The sequence below is a fragment of the Luteitalea pratensis genome, assembly GCF_001618865.1.
GTDB classification, from domain to species: domain Bacteria; phylum Acidobacteriota; class Vicinamibacteria; order Vicinamibacterales; family Vicinamibacteraceae; genus Luteitalea; species Luteitalea pratensis.
Genome location: NZ_CP015136.1, coordinates 4,567,200 through 4,587,076, shown reverse-complemented (window position 1 = coordinate 4,587,076; position 19,877 = coordinate 4,567,200). Strand labels below are relative to the sequence as shown.

Genomic DNA, 19,877 nt, shown 5'->3' with positions numbered 1-19,877 from the left:
GAATCGCGGCCCGACACTCATCGCAACGCGCGCATGTCCGAACTGTCACCGCACTCGCTGATTCAGCACCTGGCGCAAGTCGTCGAGTGGTCCGATGACGCGATCGTCACCAAGGACCTGCACAGCACGATCACGTCCTGGAACCGCGCCGCCGAGCGGATGTTCGGCTACACCGCGGCCGAGGCCATCGGCCGCTCGGTGCGCATGATCATCCCGCCGGAACTCCAATCCGAAGAAGACACGGTGCTGGCGAAGATCCGGTCCGGAGAGGCGCTGAGCCACTTCGAGACCGTGCGCGTACGCAAGGACGGCGCGCGGATCAGCATCTCGTTGACGGTGTCCCCGATTCGCAACGAGGCCGGCGTCGTCATCGGTGCGTCGACGATAGCCCGCGACATCACCGACCGCAAGACCTCCGATCTGGCCATCAGGCGGCTGGCTGCGGCTGTCAGGTCGTCCGACGACGCGATCGTCACCAAGACACTCGACGGCATCATCACGTCGTGGAATCCGGCCGCCGAGCGGATTTTCGGCTATACCGCCGCCGAGGCGCTCGGACAGTCCATCCGCATCCTCATCCCCGACCAACTGCAGGGCGAGGAGGATGTGGTGATCGCGCGCATTCGCGCCGGTGAGACCGTCGATCACTACGAGACGACTCGCCGCGCCAAGGACGGGCGCCTGGTGGCGATTTCGCTCACCGTGTCTCCCATCCGGACCGAATCGGGCACGATCGTGGGCGCCTCGAAGATCGCGCGCGACATCTCCGATCAGCAGCGGCTGCGCGCGTTGGCGCAGCAACAAGCTCGCAACACCGAGAGACTCTCGGACGTCGGCGTGCTCCTCGCGTCTGCGCTCGAGCGTGAGCCAATCGTCCAGAAGGTGACCGACGCGGCCACCGAACTCACGGGCGCGCAGTTCGGTGCGTTTTTCTACAACGTCCGCACCGCCGCGACGGGCGACGCCTACATGCTCTGTTCACTCTCCGGCGCGCCCAAGGAAGCCTTCGCGGGTTTTCCGCATCCGCGCGCGACCGAGCTCTTCGCTCCGACCTTTCGCGGCGATGGTCCGGTGCGCCTCGAGGACGTCACCGAGGATCCCCGCTACGGCGGCAACGCGCCGTACGTCGGGATGCCGCCTGGCCATCTCGCCGTCCGCAGCTATCTGGCGGTTCCGGTCAAGGGGCGCAACCAGGCGGTACTGGGCGGTCTGTTCTTCGGTCACTCGTTACCCGGCATGTTCACGTCCGAGGACGAACGCCTCGCGGTTGGCGTCGCGGCGTGGGCGTCGGTCGCCCTGGAGAACTCACGGCTGTTCCTCGAAGCGCAGGAGGCGAACCGCCTCAAGGACGAGTTCCTGGCGGTGCTGTCCCACGAATTGCGGACACCCCTCAACGCGATCATGGGCTACTCGCGACTGCTGCACAGCGGCCTGCTCACGGGATCGAAGGCAAACGACGCGTTCGGGACTCTCGAGCGGAATGCGACATGGCTGACCCAGATCGTCGACGACGTGCTGGACGTGTCGCGCATCGTCTCGGGCAAGCTCCGCCTCGACGTCCAGTCGGTGGAGTTGCCGCTGGTCATCGAGAATGCCATCGCCACCATGCGCCCCGCGGCCGACGCCAAGGGTGTCCGCCTGCACACGTTGCTCGATCCGCAGGTCGGCCCCGTGTCGGGCGACCCCGGGCGCCTGCAGCAGGTGGCGTGGAACCTGTTGTCGAACGCGGTGAAGTTCACCCCGCGCAACGGGCAAGTCCAGGTGCGTCTCGAGCGTGTCGACTCGCACATCGAACTCACGGTGAGCGACACGGGCGCCGGCATCCGATCGGACTTCCTCCCGTACGTGTTCGAACGCTTCCGCCAGGCCGATTCCAGTTCGACCCGGCGAACCGGCGGCCTCGGGCTCGGGCTCGCGATCGTGAAGCACATCGTCGAGATGCACGGCGGCACGGTGGAGGCCGCGAGCGCCGGCGCGGATCAGGGAGCGTCGTTCCTCGTGCGTCTGCCGCTGATGATCGTGAGCGCCGGACCCATCGTGCCGGGAACTGGCCAGCATCCGCGCACGGAACTCTCGGCGCCGTTGCGGGATCTCGCTGATGTCACCGGCGTCCACGTGCTCGCCATCGACGATGACGAGGACGCGCTCTCGCTCGTGCGTGTCGTGCTCGAGTCGGCGGGTGCCGAGGTGACGACCATGTCCTCAGCGGCGTTCGCGCTGGAACGTGTGAGCACGTTGCGCCCCGACGTGCTGCTGGTCGACATCGGTATGCCGCAGATGGACGGATACGAAATGATGAAGGCTATCCGCGGTTCCGATGACCCGCACGTCCGCCGAATCCCCTCGGCGGCGCTCACCGCGTTTGCCAGAGCGTCGGACCGCACGAAGGCCCTGCGGAGCGGCTTCGAGATGCACCTGGCCAAGCCCGTCGATCCGGGCGAACTGGTGGCATCGGTCGCGACGCTGGTGGCGAGATCGCGACTGCGTCCCTGATTTGCCGGCCAGACCTGAGACCTGAGACCTGAGACCTGAGGCCTGAGACTTGAGGCTTGACGCTTGAGGCTTGAGACCGACGTCGCCGCGATTGACACCCGCCGACCCGGGCCAGAGAATGCGCCAATGCGGGCGAGCGGGACACGCTGGCGTCACCTGACCGCGATGGTCCTGCTGATCGTGGCGTGCGGCGCATCCTCGGCAAGAGCCCGGCAGCCGGCGCCCCCGGCGGCGGCCCCCGACCAGGCTCCTGCCGTCGACTTCAACCGCCAGATCCGCCCCCTGCTGTCGGACCGCTGTTTCCGATGCCATGGCCCCGACGCCAGCAAGCGCAAGGCCAAGTTGCGCCTGGACACGCGCGATGGCCTGTTCAAGGACCTCGAGGCGGGCATGGCGGTCGTCACGCCGGGCGACAAGGTCCGCAGTGAGATGATTCGCCGCATCCAGTTGCCGTCCGACGACGAAGACCTGATGCCACCCGCGGACGCGCACCTGGCGCTGACGGCAGCGGAGACGGCCCTGCTGACACGGTGGGTGAGCGAGGGCGCGCCCTATCGCGCCCATTGGTCGTGGGAGCCGGTCGCGTCACCGCCGGTGCCGGCGCTGAGCGACGCTGGCCAAACCCCCATCGATGCGTTCGTCCGCATGCGTCTTGCGGCCGAGGGCGTGTCGCCGTCCCCGCCGGCCGCGCCAGAACTGCTGCTGCGGCGTCTCTCGTTCAACCTCACGGGCCTGCCGCCAGGCCGGGCCGATATCGAGGCCTTTCGCGCCGACCACTCGCCATCCGCGTACGCGCGGGTCGTCGACCGCCTGCTGGCCTCGCCGGCGTATGGCGAGCGGATGGCCGCCGACTGGCTCGATCTCGCGCGTTACGCCGACACGTACGGGTACCAGGCCGACGTGACCCGCGATGTGTCGCCGTACCGCGACTGGGTGATCGGAGCCTTCAACACAAACCTGCCGTACGACCAGTTCCTGACCTGGCAACTGGCCGGCGACCTCCTTCCCGACGCGACGCGCGAGCAGCGCATCGCCACCGCATTCAATCGCCTCCACCGCCAGACCAATGAAGGCGGCAGCATCGAAGAAGAGTTCCGGACCGAGTACGTCGCCGACCGTGTCAATACCCTCGGCACGGCCATGCTCGGGCTGACGCTCGAATGCGCGCGCTGCCACGATCACAAGTTCGACGCCATCACCCAGCGCGACTACTTCTCGTTGTTCGCGTTCTTCAACAGCATCGACGAATCCGGCCTGTACTCGCACTTCACGAATGCGACGCCGTCGCCGTCGCTGCTGCTCTGGCCGGCGCACGAGCAGGCTGCCTACAGCCGCGTGCAACGCCGCATCGAGGCCACCGAGTCACGCCTGCGGCAACTCGCGCGGGCGTCCGATCCAGCCTTCCGCGCCTGGCGCGCATCCGCGACGGTCACGCCACCCGCACCGATCGCGCATCTGGCCTTCGACACCGTGGCCGGCGATACCACACCCGACGCGATCACCAGCGCGGTCGCGACGCTGCAGGACGGGCCGACACTGGTCGACGATCCCGACGCGAGCGGCGGGCGGGCCTTGCGGTTCAGCGGCGACAACGCCGTCGTGCTCAAGGATCTGCGCCCATTCTCGCGGACCGACCCGTTCTCGATCGCCATTCGGGTCAAGCCGACCGAGACGCAGGCGCGCGCCGTCGTGCTGCACCAGTCGCGGGCCTGGACCGATGCGGGCAGCCGCGGCTTCGAGCTGACACTGGAGGATGGCCGGCCATTCTTCGGACTGATTCACTTCTGGCCCGGCAACGCCATCGCCGTGCGGGCGCGCATCCCGCTGCCGATCGGACATTGGTCGTCCCTGGTGATTGCCTACGACGGATCGAGCCGCGCCGAAGGCATCGTCATCTACGTCGATGGGGCACCCGTGCCGGTGGACGTCGTGCGCGACCGCCTCGTCAAGGACATCCTGTACGACAAGGGCGCTGGCGACCTGCAGAAGGAGCCGGTTGCACTTACGCTTGGCGCACGCTTTCGCGACAGCGGGTTCAGGCACGGCCTCGTGGACGACCTGCGTGTCTACGACGTGTCCCTCTCGGCCGCGGAGGTCGCCGGGACGGTGCCAGGCGATGATGCGGGCGACACCGTTGCCCGCGCGCACTTCCTGGCCCGCGTGCATGTGCCGTCGCGCACCGCGCGTGCGGCGCTGCAACGGTTGCGGGTGGAGCAGAACCGGCTGATCGGGCCAGTACCCGAGCTGATGGTGATGGAGGAACTCGCGGAGCCCCGCCCGGCGCACCTTCTCGCACGGGGCGCCTACGATGCGCCAAAGGACGTGGTGTCCCGTGACACGCCCGCGAGCCTGCCGCCGTTCCCTGCCGACCAGCCGCGGAATCGGCTCGGCCTCGCGCGCTGGCTGACCAGTCGCGCCAACCCCCTGGCCGCTCGCGTCGTCGTCAACCGGATCTGGAAGCTGCACTTCGGCAGGGGCCTCGTCGCCACGCCGGAAGACTTCGGCAGCCAGGGACGACAACCGACGCATCCCGACCTGCTCGACTGGCTCACCTCGCGCTTGGTCGAGAGCGGGTGGGACGTCAAGGCGCTGCACCGCCTGATCGTGTCTTCGGATACCTTCCGCCAGTCGTCGTTGGCATCGACAGAGTCGCTGCGCCTGGACCCGGAGAACCTGCTGCTCGCCCGCGGGCCGGTCCTGCGCCTGCCCGCGGAACACATCCGCGACAGTGCCCTCGCCGCAAGCGGCCTGCTGGTCCGGACCATCGGCGGGCCCAGCGTGAAGCCGTACCAGCCGGAGGGCCTGTGGGAGCAGTCCGGGACCGGGCAGACATACAGCCAGGACAAGGGCGACAAGCTCTATCGGCGCAGCCTGTACACGTTCTGGCGCCGGACGTCGCCGCCGCCGGCGATGACCACCTTCGACGCCGTGTCGCGCGAGGTGTGCGTGGCGCGGCGCGAGGTCACCGTGACGCCGCTGCAGTCGCTCGTGCTGCTCAACGATCCGCAGTTCGTGGAGGCGGCTCGAGTACTCGCCGAGCGCCTGGTCCGCGAGCATCCGCAGGACCCGGCGGCTCGGCACAGAGGAGCATTCCAGCAGCTCACGGGACGGGCACCGGACGCGCGCGAAGCGGCGATCCTCGCGCAGGCGTTCGAGCAACAGCGCCGCCTGTACCAGGCTGACGCACGGGCTGCCGCGGCACTCCTCGCCGTCGGCGGCACACCGCGTGATGCCACGCTCCCGGCTGCCGACGTCGCCGCCACCACCAACGTGGCGACGCTGATCCTGAACTTCGATGCGTTCGTGGTGATTCGATGAGGCCGCCAGATGAGTAACCATCAATGCACGGGAGCGCTACCAGCCGCCGGCCTGTCGCGGCGCGCTGTGCTGAACCGGTTCGGGCTCGGGCTCGGCGGCATCGCCCTTGCCGATCTCGTGAACCCCTTGCGGCTCGGGGCGATGACGTCGCAGGCGACCCCGGGCGTGCTCGGCTCGCAGCTGCATTTCCCGCCGAAGGCCAGGCGGGTCATCTACCTGTTCATGGCCGGCGGGCCCTCCCAGATCGAGACCTTCGACGACAAACCCGTGCTCCGCGCGCGCAACGGCGAGTCCCTGCCAGACTCGGTCCGCCAGGGGCAGCGGCTCACGGGCATGTCAGGCAACCAGTCGGTGCTGCCGCTTGCCGGTTCGCAGTTCGGCTTCTCGCAGCAGGGGCGGTCCGGCACGTGGGTCTCCGACTTATTGCCGCATACAGCCCGGGTCGTCGACGACCTCTGCATCGTCCGATCGATGCACACCGACGCGATCAACCACGACCCTGCGATCACGTTCTTCCAGACCGGCTCGCAGATCGCCGGGCGCCCCAGCATCGGCGCGTGGGTGCATTACGGACTCGGCACCGATACTCAGGACCTGCCAGCCTTCGTCGTACTGATCACGCCTGGCAAGGTGGATCAGCCGCTGTACTCGCGGTTGTGGGGGAGCGGGTTCCTGCCCTCACGGCATCAGGGCGTGCAGTTCCGCAGCGGCAAGGATCCGGTCCTGTACCTCACCAACCCTCGCGGCGTGACGCCGCAGGGACGCCGGCTCCTGCTGGATCGGCTGCGCGACCTGCACGCCTACGCCGCCGAGCAACTCGGCGACGGCGAGGTAGACCAACGCATCGCGCAGTACGAGATGTCCTACCGGATGCAGGCGAGCGTGCCCGGGGTGATGGACGTGTCGGGCGAGACCGAGGCAACACTCGATCTCTACGGGCCGGACGCCAGGCTCCCGGGCAGCTTCGCGTCCAATTGCCTGCTGGCACGACGCCTGGCGGAGCGCGGAGTCAAGTTCATCCAGCTCTATCACCAGGGCTGGGATCAGCACGACAGCCTGCCCAAGGGGATCGAGCGGCAGTGCCGCGAGACCGACCAGGCCAGCGCCGCTCTGGTCACCGACCTGAAACGTCGCGGCATGCTCGACGACACACTCGTGGTCTGGGGCGGGGAGTTCGGTCGTACCAGCTACTCACAAGGCAAGTTGACGTCCTCCAACTACGGTCGCGACCATCACCCGCGTTGTTTCTCGATCTGGATGGCCGGCGCCGGCGTGAAGGCCGGCTATGTCCACGGCGCCACCGACGACTTCGCCTACAACATCGTCGACGGTGGGGTACACGTGCACGACTTCCACGCGACGCTGCTGCGTTTGCTCGGCGTCGACCACGAACGCCTGACGTACCTGCACCAGGGCCGCCGTTTCAGGCTCACCGACGTCAGCGGCACCGTCGTCGACGCACTGCTGGCGTGACCCGTCCGAATCGGGGGCTCCGAATACCTGTCAGGCCGGCTCATTAGCCGAGGCAGGCGGGCCATCATCCGCGGTAGGCTGGTTCACCGTCCGCGGTAGGGCCGGCTCTCCGAGCCCGGCCGTCGGCGCCCCTACTGCTCGCCCGGCGACAGCTTGTTGAGCCGCATGTACGTGATCACGTTGCCGTAGTGCAGGCTTGTGTGCGCGAGCAGGTGGCTGGCGTAATAGCTCTTGGGCCGCTTCGTTCCTGAGGGCGCCGTCACGGTTTCGCCGAGCGTGGCATCGTTGGCGGCCGCGAGGGCCTCGTCGCAAAAGGCGAAGGCCTTGGTCAGCGCCGCCACGACGTCGGCCTTGGGAAGCACGGCGTCGGCATCGACCTTGGGCCGCTGCCCCGGCGTGCCCTTGAATCCGGAACAGATGCTGTAGCCGGCATCGGCAATGTGAAGCAGCATCTTGCGGAACGTGTACACCTCCGGCGTCGCCTGGAACCCGTAGATGGACTCGGGGGCCTTGTTGGCCGCAGTCATCACCGAGGTCTTCACGGCAGTGAATTCGCCGCGGATGCCATCCATGGCCGCGGACTGGGCAGATGCGTGAGTAACGGGCAGCAGGAGCGCTGCGAGCGCGAGACCGGTCGCGATCAGGAGTCGATGCATGGGAAATCTCCGTGAGGCGGCCGCGACTATAACAGAGGGCCGCGCTGGCCGGCCCTACCTGCCGGGTCTTCGTAGGCGCCGACCTCCAGGTCGGCGCTGACGCGCGGCGGGCGGCCCAGCTTCCCGGAACACAACTGACTGTCGACCTGAAGGTCGACAACTACGCAGCGACATCGGCATGGCCCGGCACGGCGCTGCCTATAGAATCTCGCGCGGTGAGCACGCGTGGGGGGAGTTGCTGGCTGGTGGGACTCGTCATGACGGCCGTCTGGGCGGGATCGCCCCGGATCGCCGGCTCCCATCCCGCACCCTTCAGCTATCTCGACATCACCGTCGCGTCCGACCGCCTCTCGGGCACTGTCGTGCTGCACGCCATCGACGTCGCTCGCGCGCTCGACATGCCGGACCCGTCGGCCCTGGCGAATGAGGAGGTGGTTACTGCCCAGGCTGACGGCATCGTGACGCTGGTGACCACGCGGGTGGCGATCGAAGCCGACGGCACACCGATTACATGGGTCATCGACCGGGTGGAACCGATGCCCGGCCAGGATGCGGTCGGTGTCGCGTGGCATGCCGCCCTGTCGCGCCCGGCCGGGCACCTCGGGCTGGGCGCGCGGCTCTTTCCGGAAGACGCGACGCACCAGACCTTCGTCACGGTGTACGAGGCGGGCCGGGTTACATGGCAGGAGGTGCTCAACCGCGATCGGGTCCGTGCGGACCACTACACGGGCACGCCACAGGGGCGGATGGCGGTGCTGCGCCGATTCGTCGCGTCCGGCATCCATCACATCGCGATCGGCCCGGATCACATCCTGTTCCTCATCGGACTGCTCCTGCCAGGCGGGCGCCTGCGCCGTCTGCTCGCCATCGTCACCGCCTTCACGCTCGGTCACAGCATCACCCTGGCCCTGGCGACGCTGTCGATCCTCACGCCCCCGTCGCACATCGTCGAGCCGCTGATCGCCCTCAGCATCGTCTTCGTGGGCGCGGACAACCTGTTTGTCGGTAGTCGCGAGCGCGACATTCGCGCCTGGGTGGCACTGGCGTTCGGGCTGGTGCACGGGTTCGGGTTCGCAAGCGTGCTGCGCGACACCGGGTTGCCGTCCGCGGCGCTTGGAGTATCGTTGTTCGCGTTCAACCTCGGCGTGGAAATCGGGCAGGCGGTCATCGTGCTGATTGCCGCGCTCGGGCTTGGGCTGTTGCGGCGGCATCGTCCTGCGTGGTCGGGACTGGTGGCGACGGCCGGTTCGGCCCTCGTCATGCTCGCCGGCGCGTACTGGTTCGTGGAGCGCGTCCTGCAAGGACGCGCCTGACCTTGACTTCGTGAGACACGGAAGGACCCATGCGACGTCTTCTCTTGATCGGAATCATCGTGGCTGCCGGTGCGGCTGGCATCGCGGCCCGGCAGCCTGCCTCCGGCCCGCCTCAAACGGCCGAACTTGTCAAGGTGAAGGACAACCTGTTCGTGGTCAAGGGCGGTGGCGGCAACACCGCGGCGTTCGTGACGAGCAAGGGCGTCGTGCTCGTGGACACCAAGCTGGCCAACTGGGGCGAGCGCATCATGCAGCAGGTGCGCACCGTCACCGACAAGCCCGTGACGATGATCATCAACACCCACACGCATGGGGATCACGTCGGCAGCAACGAGTTCTTCCCGGCGTCGGTCGAGGTCGTGGCGCATGCCAACACCAAGACGAACATGGAGAAGATGCCGGCGTTTGCTGGCGACAAGGCCCAGTTCCTGCCGGATCGGACGTACACGGACCAGCTGACCGTCGGGTCTGGTGCCGAGCGCATCGAATTGCGTTACTTCGGACCTGGTCACACCAACGGCGACACCATCGTCGTGTTCCCCGAGTTGCGGGTTGCCCACACCGGTGACCTGTTTGCCGGGCTGGGCACGCCGCTGATCGACACGAACAACGGTGGCTCGGGCGTGGCCTATCCGGACACGCTGAAGAAGGCCGCCGCCGGCATCACCGGCGTCGACACCGTGATTCCCGGGCACTCCGACGTGATGCCCTGGGCGAAGTTCGTGGAGTTCGGCGAGTTCAACGCCGCGTTCCTGTCGGCGGTCCAGCAGGCGGTCAAGGACGGCAAGACGCCCGAAGAGGCGTTTGCCGGGCTCAAGCTGCCGGAAAAGTTCAAGGAGTACCAGATCGGGCGCGGGCAAGCCAACGTCACCGCCATCTACGGCGAACTGAAGAAGTAAGACCCGGGAGTTCCGTGTGTTGCACGATTCGAGCGGCGTGTCGCGCCGCGTGTTCCTCGGCGCGGCCGCTGGGCTCGCCACCGTGATCCATCGTCCGCTGTTCGCCCAACCGGCGGCGCCCAGCGACCAGATCCAACTGGCATTGATCGGTGTCGGCGGGATGGGGACCGGGCGGCTCAAGGAGTTCATGACGCACCCGGATGTCCGCATCGCGGCCATCTGTGACGTCGACGGGCGCCATCGGGACGCGGCCATCGCCCTGGTGCGATCGACGCTGGGGTACGCGCCGCCGGGTGAGGCCGACTTCCGCCGCCTGCTCACGAACAAGGACATCGACGCCGTCGCGATCCAGACACCCGATCATTGGCATGCGATTGCGGCAGTGCGTTCGATGGAGGCGGGCAAGGATGTCTTCGTGGAGAAGCCGCTCTCCTACAGCGTGGCGGAAGGTCGGGCCATGGCCGACGCGTCGACCCGTCACGCCCGCGTCACCCAGATGGGCAATCACATCCACAATACGGGGCGGAACTACCGCGACGTCGTGGAGATCGTGCAATCGGGCACGCTCGGGCGCATTCATCGCGCCGGGTGCTGGCGGACGTGGAACGCGGCCCTTACCAATAACGAGCCCGCCACCGAGCCGCCCGAACTCGATTACGACTTCTGGCTCGGCCCGGCACCGAAGCGGCCCTATCATCCCCTGCGGTCGCACCTGACGTTCCGCAACTTCTGGGACTACTCAGGCGGCACGTTCATCGACTTCTGGTGTCACATCATGGATGTGGCGGTGTGGGCGCTCGACCTGAAGGCGCCGCGCTCGGTCTCGGCCTTGGGCGGACGTTTCGTCGTCAACGACGCCACCGAGACGCCCGACACGATGGAGGCGATGCTCGAGTATCCTGGCCTCATCGTCTCGTTCAGCCTGCGGCCGGAGCCGCCACCCGGCTTTACGCACATGGGTGGCATCGGCTGTGTCTTCGAGGGCAGCGACGGCACGCTCGTCGTCAATTACACCAAGCACGAACTCTGGGTGAAAGGGAAGCTGGTCGAAAGCTTCACGCGGCCGGCGCAGACCATCCCGGATTCGCCGGGACACCTGCGCGAGTTCCTCGACGGCATCAAGGCGCGCAACATCGAGACCACGTGCAACGTGCGCTACGGCCACCGGGTCACGAAGCTCGGGTTGCTGTCAAACATCGCGTATCGAACGGGACGCCGGCTCCAGTGGGATGACAGCCGCGAACGTTTCGTCGGCGACGGCGACGCCGACAAGCATCTCTCGCGGAAGTTCCGCAAGCCGTACGCGCTCTGAAGAACGGGTTCCGGGTGCCGGGGCCGGGCACCCCGACTTCCGACTTCCGACTTCCGACTCCCGACTCCCGATCGTGATCCAGACCCTCCCCCTGTTCGAGCCGCTCGATAATGAACTGCTGACGCTGTTGCGGTCGTTGTCCCGGCAGGACTGGAGCCGCACCACGATCGCGGGTGCGTGGACGGTGCGCGACGTGGTGGGGCACCTGCTCGATACGCCGCTTCGGCGCCTGTCGTTCGTCCGCGATGGATGGCCGCCCGACGTCGAGATCCGTTCCGAAGCGGATCTCGTCCGGTTCGTCAACGCCATGAACGCCGAGGGCGTCCGCACGTACGGTCGCCTCAGTCCAGCTGTCCTGATCGACCTGATGACATTGGCCGCGGCGCAGCTACGGGACCATCTCCGCGCGAGCGCACCTGACGACATCGCGGCATTCCCGGTGAGCTGGGCGGGGGAGTCGACATCCGCGCACTGGTTCGACGTGGCTCGCGAATACACGGAGCGATGGCATCACCAGGCACAGATTCGGCTGGCCGTCGGTGCGCTCGAGCCGCTGATGACGACACGTTTCTACGCGCCGCTGGTCGCCACGTTCATGCGCGTGCTGCCGCACGCGCTGCGCGACCTCGAGGCACCGGAGAGCGGGCGCATCGTGGTGATCGTCGACGGAGCAGGCGGCGGCGCGTGGACGCTGACTCGCGAGCATGCTGCCTGGCACCTCGACGGCCCAGCAGGTGCGCCAGGCCCCGATGCCGAGCGGCCCGATCCGGAACCTGCTCCGCTGGCGCACGTGACGATCCCCGCACGCATCGCCTGGCGGTTGTTCACGAAAGGGCTGTCGGCACACGACATCGCGCGCGACTGCCAGGCCAGCGGCGACCATGTGCTCGCCGGGGCCGTGCTTCGGTCGCGGGCGATCGTCGGCTAGTGGAGCGCAACGTCAGCGCGAGAACGTGATGCTGCGCATCTGATCGCCATCCACTCCAGAGAGCACCAGCCGCCCGGCCAGGAACGTGTAACGGGTCGTTGCTGACAGGGTCTTCAGGAAACGAGCCTCGACGTCGCCCGCGCCGCCGGCACACGCACGGCGCGTCCCGGCCGTCGGACCGATCCGTAGTGTGCCCGGCGCAGGCTCGGCGATTGGGCCGCGGTACTGGTTACAGCCAGACGTGCCGCTGATGCGCCCCTCGGCAAGGGTCAGGGTCGGCGGCGTGACGCCGGTAGCGACGGGCGCGCCGTCCATGGCCACCGTCGTCCACGTGTGGCCCGCGACGGTGGCCGCGAGCGACAACGTGCCGGTCAGCTGCGAGGACTTCTGCGACAAGGTCGATCCCTCGAGACGATACGTCTTCGTGGCGAGCTGCGTGCCGCAGCACGCCGGCTCACCCGGGCCGATCTCGACGACGTCGATGCTGATGTCCGGCCCGGCCACCCGCACGTCGCGCACTTTCGTGCGATCACCGACGCTCGCGGTTGCAACGCCGGTCGCCGTGCCGTTGCGCATCCCGACGATCGCCAGCGTGATCCGCTCGCCGCTGCCTCCCTCGTTGGACGCAATCACGACCGCCGCGTCGGCGCCGGGCGCGGCGTCGAGTTCGCCAAACCGCACGAGCGGCATCATGATCACGGCCAGCGGTCGCGCAGCGCCTCCTTGCGCGAACGGCGCGCCCTCGTGGCTGCCCTCCACGAACGCGGCAGGCGCAGCGAAGAGGCCGCTGATCGTGGCGCCGGCCACCTGGCCTTCGGTGATCGAGGCCGCGGCCGGTGCTACTGGCGCAGGAGTGTCCTGACTCACGGCAACACGCTTCTCCTCGGGCCCGGCCGAGCACGCGCCGACGAGAGCGAGACCGGCAACGAGGGATCGCCAGGACCGGACGGACAACGCACGCATGTGCAGCATGATTCTCGTTCCCTCGTGGGGCCCGGGCAGGCCGTTCGTGGTACTCAATGGCACATGCTCGACCCGCTCGTGCGCCTGGTACGCGTGATCCACATGACCATCGGCATCAGCGAGCCGAAGCCCGAGGAGGAGCGCACGATTGCCCTGGTATGGCTGGTCCTGTTCCTCCTGCTCACCGGCGTCTTCATTGTCGGTCTGTTCGTGATCGGCTGACGCGGCGTACACGTCAGGCGTATCACAACTGCGAGCTCGGCCGCGGCACCATTCCCGCAAAGGCGAGTACAGTAGCCTGCGCGTTTCACGCGGAGGCCCACATGAATATGCTCGAGCAGCTTCTCGGCGCCAACAATGGAGTCGCGGTCGATCAGATCAGCCGCCAGTTCGGTCTCGACGCCGCACAGGCGCAGTCAGCGCTCAGCGCGCTGCTGCCGACGGTAGCGGCCGGTGTTCAGCGCAACGCCGCCGGTGGCCCTGGGCTCGACGCCCTCCTCGGCTCGCTGGCAGGGGCCGGCGTCTCGAGGTATGCCGAGGATCCGTCGCAGCTCGCAGAGCAAGCCGCAGTGGACCATGGCAATGGCATCCTCGGCCAGATCTTCGGCAGCAAGGACGTCAGCCGTCAAGTGGCCTTGCGCGCCGCCGCGCAGTCTGGCGTCGGCCCTGAGATCCTCAAGGCCATGCTGCCGATGGTGGCGACGCTGGTGATGGGGGCGTTGGCCAAAGGCGGCTCGGGCGGCGCGTTGGCTCAGGCCGGTCAGCCGCAGGTGGGTGCCGGCGGCGGGCTACTCGACATGCTCACGCCCGTGCTCGATGGCAACAACGACGGATCGGTCATGGACGACATCCTGGGCATGGCGAACAAGTTCATCAAGTGAGACGCGGCACGGGCCGACTCGGTCGAGTCGGCCCGCGCTCATTTGGCGACAATGCTGAGAGTGGAGGCGGCGTTCGGCGTTCGGCGTCCGACGTTCGTCGAGTAGTCGCCCTAAGGCACTCGCACCGCCGTCGCATTCGTTCCGCCGGCGAACTCCACGTCCCCTGACTTCCAGTACAGGGCGCGCTCGACGGCGACGTCCACGCCGTTGAGCACTTCGATCAGCACGCCGAATTCCTCGTTCACGAGCTCGGGCACCATCGCATTCACCCAGATGTTGAAGCGGCTCGTCGGCAGCACGTCCCAGGTCTTGGTCACCGGCGGCTGGCCATTGGCGCGCAGGAACGTGGCGCGCACCGTCGCCAGCGATGTCGACGGGTTCGCGATCAGGACGAAGGTTTCGAATTCCTGCAGCTGGCCGACGCGTCCCTCCGCGAGCGCCCACTTCGTCGAAGTGGTCGTGACGCCGAAACTGTTGTGTGCCTCGAACCAGGTGCTCGAATCTCCCGGCCAGTACATGGCGCGTTCCGACACCACGGGGATGTCGGATACCACCGTGGTCGACACCGCGGTATTGGCCAGCGACGGATCCTCGCCGTCCACGTGCATGGTGAAGCGGCTGTTGGCCGGCACCTGCTTGCTGCGCACCAGCGTCGTGCCGTCGTCCTTGAGGAACGTCACGGTCAGGTTGGCCACGGTGGGATTGGGATTGCCGACGAGGAGGTACAAATCGAAGTACGACCCCGTCGCGCCCTCGGCGTGGAACCACCTGGTGGAGGCCGCCGGCACGCCGGCCGATTCGTGGCCGCCTTCGAAGAGCCGGGTGCCGAAGTACATCGCGCGCTCGGCGATGATCGGCTGCGTCGACGTGACGACGATCGAGAAGGACTTGCCGATCAGTTGCGGAATGATGCCGGCGTAGACGTTCAGCCGCGTCGTCGGTGGCACCGGCACCACCTGCACCACGTTCGCGCCACCTTCCACGAGGAACGTCACGGTCGCCGTCGCCTCCGTGGCGTTGGCGTTGGCCAGCAGCACGTACGTGTCGAAGAAGCCCTGGTTGCCCTCGGCGAAGAGCCACTGCGTGGCAGGCGCGTCGACCGCATTGCCCGTGTGGCCGCCGTAATAGGTGCTGTCCCAGAACATCGTCCGCTCGACGACGAGTGGCACGGCGTTGGTGGATCGCACGACGGCCGATACCGCCGTGTTCTCGACACCGACGACCTGGTCAACCTTGACGGTGCGTCGTGACTGCGCCGCCAGCGTGAACGTCTGCGGCACCGTCGTCCCGTCCGGCTTGAGGTACGAGATCGCGACGTTGGCCTCCGTCGTCGTCGGATTGGCGATGAGGATGTCGAGGTCGAAGAACGAGCCCGTCGCGCCCTCCGAGAGGAAGTACGCGAACTCGCTGACGGTGACGACGAACGCATCGGCCGAGATCACACCATTGGCGTTGGTGGCCGTGACGGTCACTCGGTTGGTACCGGCGGCCAGCGCGACGTCGGCAGACCACGCGGTAGTGCCTGTGGCGGTTCCTGAGAAGCCGCGGTCAGTCGTCCAGGTAACGCGTGTGACACCAGCGGCATCGGCGGCCGTACCCGCCAGCGCCAGGAACGTCGACGTCGCCGTCGTGCTGATCGCTGTCGTCGGGGAGACGATCGAGACCGACGGCGGCGGTCCGCCGATGAGCCGCACGGTGTACATGTCTTCGTTGTTGGTCGTCTTCCCGGTGAGGACGATGCGCCCGTTGGACTGCAGGGCGACGTTGCGGATAATCTCGCTGAACCCGAGGTCGAGCATGTCACGGCCGCCAGCGGCGAACGTGGTGTCGGCGAGCCCCGTTGTGGTGAGGCGGGCGATGGCAATGTTTTGCGGCGTGCCACCACCGGCACTGGTGAATCCGGCGAGCACCAGGCGGCCATCCGGTTGCAGGGCCAGGCCCGTGAGGACGTCGCTGCCGCCGAAGTTGAGTGTCACCCGCCCCGTGCCATTGAACGTGCTGTCGAGTGCGCCGTTGGCCGCCAGGCGCGCGACGGCAAAGTCGGTCCCCGCTGCGGAGGTCCCGCCCACTGCCAACCGTCCGTCAGGCAGCAGTGCGAGGCTGTCGGCCCGATCCGCCCCACTGAAGTTGATGTAGGTCGCGCCGTTGCTCCCGAACCCGCCGACCCGGGTGCCAAACGTATCGAGCTTCAACACCACCATGTCGTCCCCGCCGCCGTTGTCGGCACGTCCGGCGACCAACAGACTGCCATCTGGGGCGGCGATGATGGCCTGCGCGAAGTCGGTGTTGCCGAGGTCGATGCGTAAGCGGCCGTCGCCGTTTTCGAGCGTCGGGACTGCGACCGGGTTGAAGTCCGGGTCGAGCGAGCCGTTGGTCAACAAGCGGGCCACCGCCGTGTCAGCTGCAGACTGGCCGGCCACCACGATCTTGCCGTCCGGCTGGATGGCGACGGCGTTGCCGATGTCGTCGAAGTTGAAGTCGATCGTGACCCGCCCATCGCCATCGAAGCTGGGGTCCAGTTCGCCGTTGGGCAGCAACCGCGCGACAGCGAAGTGGTTGATGTTGCCGCCGCCAGCATCGGTCGTGCCGGCCACCACGATCTTGCCGTCGGGCTGGAGTGCCACCGCGCTGCCGCGATCGATGCCGGTCAGGTCGGGTCCAAAGCTGAAGTTGATGCGGCCGTCGCCACTGAAGCTGGCGTCGCGGGAGCCGTCGGGGTTGTAGCGCACTACGAGGAAATCCGCCTCGCCGGCGCCGCCGAGGCCATCGGAGAAGCCGACGACCACGATCTTGCCATCGGGCTGGATGGCGATCGCTTCACCCTGCTCCACGAACCCCTGGCTGACCTCGGCCTGTCCGTCGGCATTGAAGGACGTGTCGAGGTTGGTCGCGCCAGTCATCTGCTGCGGCTCGCCGTAGATGAAGTCGTCCATCACGACGACGTCGCTGAGGCCACCGTTGGAGATATCGTTCGCGCCAGCCGAGACGCTGGCATCGCCGCTCGTGATGCGCACGCGGGCGACCCGTTCGCCGGCATTGAAGGACACGCCGACGAAGCTCATCGCTCCGACGAAAGCCGTGGTGGTGTCGACCACCGGTCCGATCCGCTGGCCGCGCTCGTCGAAGTACTCGACCTTCGTCGGTCCGAACACGTCCACGTCGGTGAACACCACGCCGAAGCCGGAGACGGTCGCGGGCACCGACGTCCCCGGGATGCGGAATGTCACGTCCATGATGAACGAGCCCGTCGGCGCGAAGAGCTTCTGCGGACTGAACGTCGTGAACTGCCCAGGATAGGTGGGGTTGAAGTTGCCGAAACGGTCTGGCGTCCCGCTGACCTGGAAACCGTCGCCATTGGTGAAAAAGACGGCGCCGCGCGGTGAGTTCACGTTGAAGAAGTCTGTCGCCAACGGATTTGGCGATGACGCACCGGCAGGCACGGCGTCCCAGTTGATTTCGCGACGCCCGTTCGTGGTCGAGCCGCCGACTCCGTTGTTGGCGCCGCCGAGGTCGGTCCTGAACTGTTCGACGGTGGCCTGGATGTCGCTGGCTGCCGCGCCGTTGGCGCGCCGCACCACCGGCGCCGCCTCGGCTGCGGAGGCCATGCCGAGGAGTGCGGCCCCAAGGGCGATCCCATGAGTCACCCGTCCGAGTACGCGAAGTCGTGAGGCGGTCATGCCATGCTCCCCCTGAATGACGTGATGGAGGCGCGACGAGCGACGGGCCGGCCGTCCTGTCGCACCAGGGCTCGCCAGACATAAACGGACGTATCGGTTCTTGCGCACACGGATGGGGTCCAGGTCGAGCCCGCCGTTCGCCCGCGGGGGCTCGCGACGTTCTTGAGAATGGGTTGCTGCGCGCGTGTCGGAGGCCTGACACACGGCAGGCATCGGCAAGGGCAGGCCGAATGTGCTATTCCATGGAGCGCAAGTACTCACTTGCGCAGCCCGCCCGGACGCCCGGGCTTCTCTGGTCCGTCGATCGGGCATCATGGCCGCGATCGCTTCTCTGATTCGACATGCAGGACATCGTCCGCGCCACCACGCCGGGGCAAATGACCGCCGGTCCCGAAGAGCACGACGTGACGATGTCGCCGCGGCTGGTGAGCCAGGCCACGCGGCGATTGTGCTGGGTCTCGCTACTGGCAGCCACCACGACCGTGTTCTCGTTCGTGCTGCAGCGGGTGCTGCAGCCCGAAGTCGTGCCGGTCCAGCAGGACCCGGTCAATTCGCTGGCCCTGCTTGCCAACGTGCTCTTTGCCGCCGGGTTGATCGCCGCCCAGCGGTATCGCGTCGTGCCACCGGCCACCATCCTGCAACTCGGGATGTTGTTCGAGGTGGTGGTGGCGTTCTCGATTTCAACGCTCGAGACGAGCCTGCCGTTCGATCCCGGTGCCTTCGTCCGCGGCGGCTCGAACCTCGCCGTCTGGATCATCATTGTCGGCTTCCTGGTGCCAACCCGGCCGATCGTGACGCTGAGTGTGGCCCTGCTGGCCGCGTCGATGTGGCCGTTTGCGTACTTCATGAACATGGCGCGGCTCGACCTGCCGCCGCTGCCGCTCAACCGGCTGATTGTCTGGGTGACCATGCCGTACCTTGCGGCGCTGTGGGCCTACTTCATCGCCAAGCGGGTCCAGGGCATGGAGTTCGCCGCGCAGAAGGCGCAGGACCTCGGCAGCTATCACCTCGAGTCGCTGATCGGCCGTGGCGGCATGGGTGAGGTCTGGCGTGCGCGGCACAAGATGCTGGCACGGGAGGCGGCCATCAAGATCATCCGCCCTGAACTGGTCCAGGGCGCGTCGGCGAGACAGGCCGACGTGGCCGTGCGGCGCTTCGAGCGCGAGGCACGGGTGACCGCGGACCTGCAGAGTCCGCACACGGTCTACCTCTACGACTTCGGCACCTCGCGCGAAGGGCACTTCTATTTCGTCATGGAGTTGCTCGATGGCGTCAGCCTTCAGAAACTCGTGCAGACCTTCGGACCACAACCGGGATCCCGCGTGATCCACCTGCTGCGACAGGTGTGCCTGTCGCTGGAGGAGGCACATGCCAGCGGTCTCGTTCACCGCGACCTGAAGCCATCCAACATCATGGCGTGCAAGGTGGCGCTGCAGCACGACTTCGTGAAGGTCCTCGATTTCGGCCTGGTGAAGCCGACGCAGGCCGAGGAATTCACGCACCTCACCGTCGAGGGTGTGTCGGCCGGCACGCCGGGCTACATCGCCCCGGAGATCGCGATGGGCGAGGAACGCATCGACGGGCGGGCGGACATCTACACGCTTGGCTGCGTCGCGTACTTCCTCTTGACCGGGACGTTGGTGTTCACCGAGACCAGCCCCACCGCGATGGCCGTGGCGCACGTGCAGAAGGCGCCGGCGCCGCCGTCCGAGCGCACGGAGTTGCCGGTGTCGCCGGACCTCGAGAAGGTCGTGCTGCAGTGCCTGGCCAAGAAGGCGGCGGACCGGCCAGCGAGTGCCCGGGCGCTGATCCGCTTGCTCGACGCCTGCGTGGACGCCAAGCAGTGGTGCAGCGAGGATGCCGATGCGTGGTGGCGGACGCACCTGCCGCCGTCCTCCTCGCACCGCACGCCTGCGCTCGAGCCCGACGCCCTGTTACAGCCATCGCCCGTGCTGGTACGCTGA

The 19,877-nt window shown here is 67.5% G+C and carries 13 protein-coding genes; 10 read left to right on the top strand and 3 right to left on the bottom strand.

Going from position 1 to position 19,877, the window contains the following annotated elements:
• Positions 1 to 33 precede the first annotated feature (33 nt).
• From LuPra_RS18925 to LuPra_RS18915, 3 genes are all read left to right on the top strand, one after another.
• Positions 34 to 2,493, top strand: coding sequence for a PAS domain S-box protein (locus LuPra_RS18925; protein ID WP_162271444.1), 2,460 nt, complete (start codon positions 34 to 36; stop codon positions 2,491 to 2,493).
• 126 nt (positions 2,494 to 2,619) lie between these two features.
• Complete coding sequence (locus LuPra_RS18920; protein WP_110172193.1) at positions 2,620 to 5,811, top strand: DUF1553 domain-containing protein; 3,192 nt, start codon at positions 2,620 to 2,622, stop codon at positions 5,809 to 5,811.
• Between the two features lie 9 nt (positions 5,812 to 5,820).
• Positions 5,821 to 7,284, top strand: a complete 1,464-nt coding sequence (locus tag LuPra_RS18915) for a DUF1501 domain-containing protein (RefSeq protein ID WP_110172192.1) — start codon at positions 5,821 to 5,823, stop codon at positions 7,282 to 7,284.
• A gap of 131 nt (positions 7,285 to 7,415) precedes the next feature.
• Here LuPra_RS18915 and LuPra_RS18910 read toward each other — a convergent pair whose 3' ends face one another.
• Positions 7,416 to 7,940 carry a DinB family protein gene (locus LuPra_RS18910; RefSeq protein ID WP_110172191.1) on the bottom strand — a complete coding sequence of 175 codons (525 nt, stop codon included), beginning with the start codon at positions 7,938 to 7,940 and terminating at the stop codon, positions 7,416 to 7,418.
• Positions 7,941 to 8,155: 215 nt separating this feature from the next.
• On the opposite strand from LuPra_RS18910, the gene LuPra_RS18905 reads away from it, so the two are divergent.
• From LuPra_RS18905 to LuPra_RS18890, 4 genes are all read left to right on the top strand, one after another.
• On the top strand, positions 8,156 to 9,253 hold the full coding sequence (locus LuPra_RS18905; RefSeq protein WP_157899395.1) for a HupE/UreJ family protein: 1,098 nt from the start codon (positions 8,156 to 8,158) through the stop codon (positions 9,251 to 9,253).
• Positions 9,254 to 9,282: 29 nt separating this feature from the next.
• Entirely contained in the window at positions 9,283 to 10,152 is an 870-nt protein-coding gene (locus tag LuPra_RS18900; RefSeq protein ID WP_110172189.1) for an MBL fold metallo-hydrolase, read from the top strand.
• 16 nt (positions 10,153 to 10,168) lie between these two features.
• Positions 10,169 to 11,464: a Gfo/Idh/MocA family protein gene (locus LuPra_RS18895; protein WP_234800462.1), complete on the top strand. Its 1,296-nt coding sequence runs from the start codon at positions 10,169 to 10,171 to the stop codon at positions 11,462 to 11,464.
• A gap of 73 nt (positions 11,465 to 11,537) precedes the next feature.
• Positions 11,538 to 12,392: a maleylpyruvate isomerase N-terminal domain-containing protein gene (locus LuPra_RS18890; RefSeq protein ID WP_157899394.1), complete on the top strand. Its 855-nt coding sequence runs from the start codon at positions 11,538 to 11,540 to the stop codon at positions 12,390 to 12,392.
• Between the two features lie 12 nt (positions 12,393 to 12,404).
• Here the strand turns inward: LuPra_RS18890 and LuPra_RS18885 are convergent, their stop codons facing one another.
• The gene (locus LuPra_RS18885) at positions 12,405 to 13,364 is read right to left on the bottom strand and encodes an META domain-containing protein (protein ID WP_110172187.1); all 960 of its coding nucleotides are present in this window, start codon (positions 13,362 to 13,364) and stop codon (positions 12,405 to 12,407) included.
• A 54-nt stretch (positions 13,365 to 13,418) separates the two neighbouring features.
• On the opposite strand from LuPra_RS18885, the gene LuPra_RS32065 reads away from it, so the two are divergent.
• Positions 13,419 to 13,577, top strand: coding sequence for a hypothetical protein (locus LuPra_RS32065; RefSeq protein WP_157899393.1), 159 nt, complete (start codon positions 13,419 to 13,421; stop codon positions 13,575 to 13,577).
• Between the two features lie 101 nt (positions 13,578 to 13,678).
• Positions 13,679 to 14,236, top strand: coding sequence for a DUF937 domain-containing protein (locus LuPra_RS18880; protein ID WP_157899392.1), 558 nt, complete (start codon positions 13,679 to 13,681; stop codon positions 14,234 to 14,236).
• Between the two features lie 110 nt (positions 14,237 to 14,346).
• On the opposite strand, the gene LuPra_RS18875 is transcribed toward LuPra_RS18880, so the two are convergent.
• Positions 14,347 to 17,913 (bottom strand): hypothetical protein, encoded by a 3,567-nt coding sequence (locus LuPra_RS18875; protein ID WP_157899391.1) that lies wholly within the window; start codon positions 17,911 to 17,913, stop codon positions 14,347 to 14,349.
• 341 nt (positions 17,914 to 18,254) lie between these two features.
• Here LuPra_RS18875 and LuPra_RS18870 point away from each other — a divergent pair, with 341 nt between their 5' ends.
• Positions 18,255 to 19,877 carry a serine/threonine-protein kinase gene (locus LuPra_RS18870; RefSeq protein WP_110172184.1) on the top strand — a complete coding sequence of 541 codons (1,623 nt, stop codon included), beginning with the start codon at positions 18,255 to 18,257 and terminating at the stop codon, positions 19,875 to 19,877.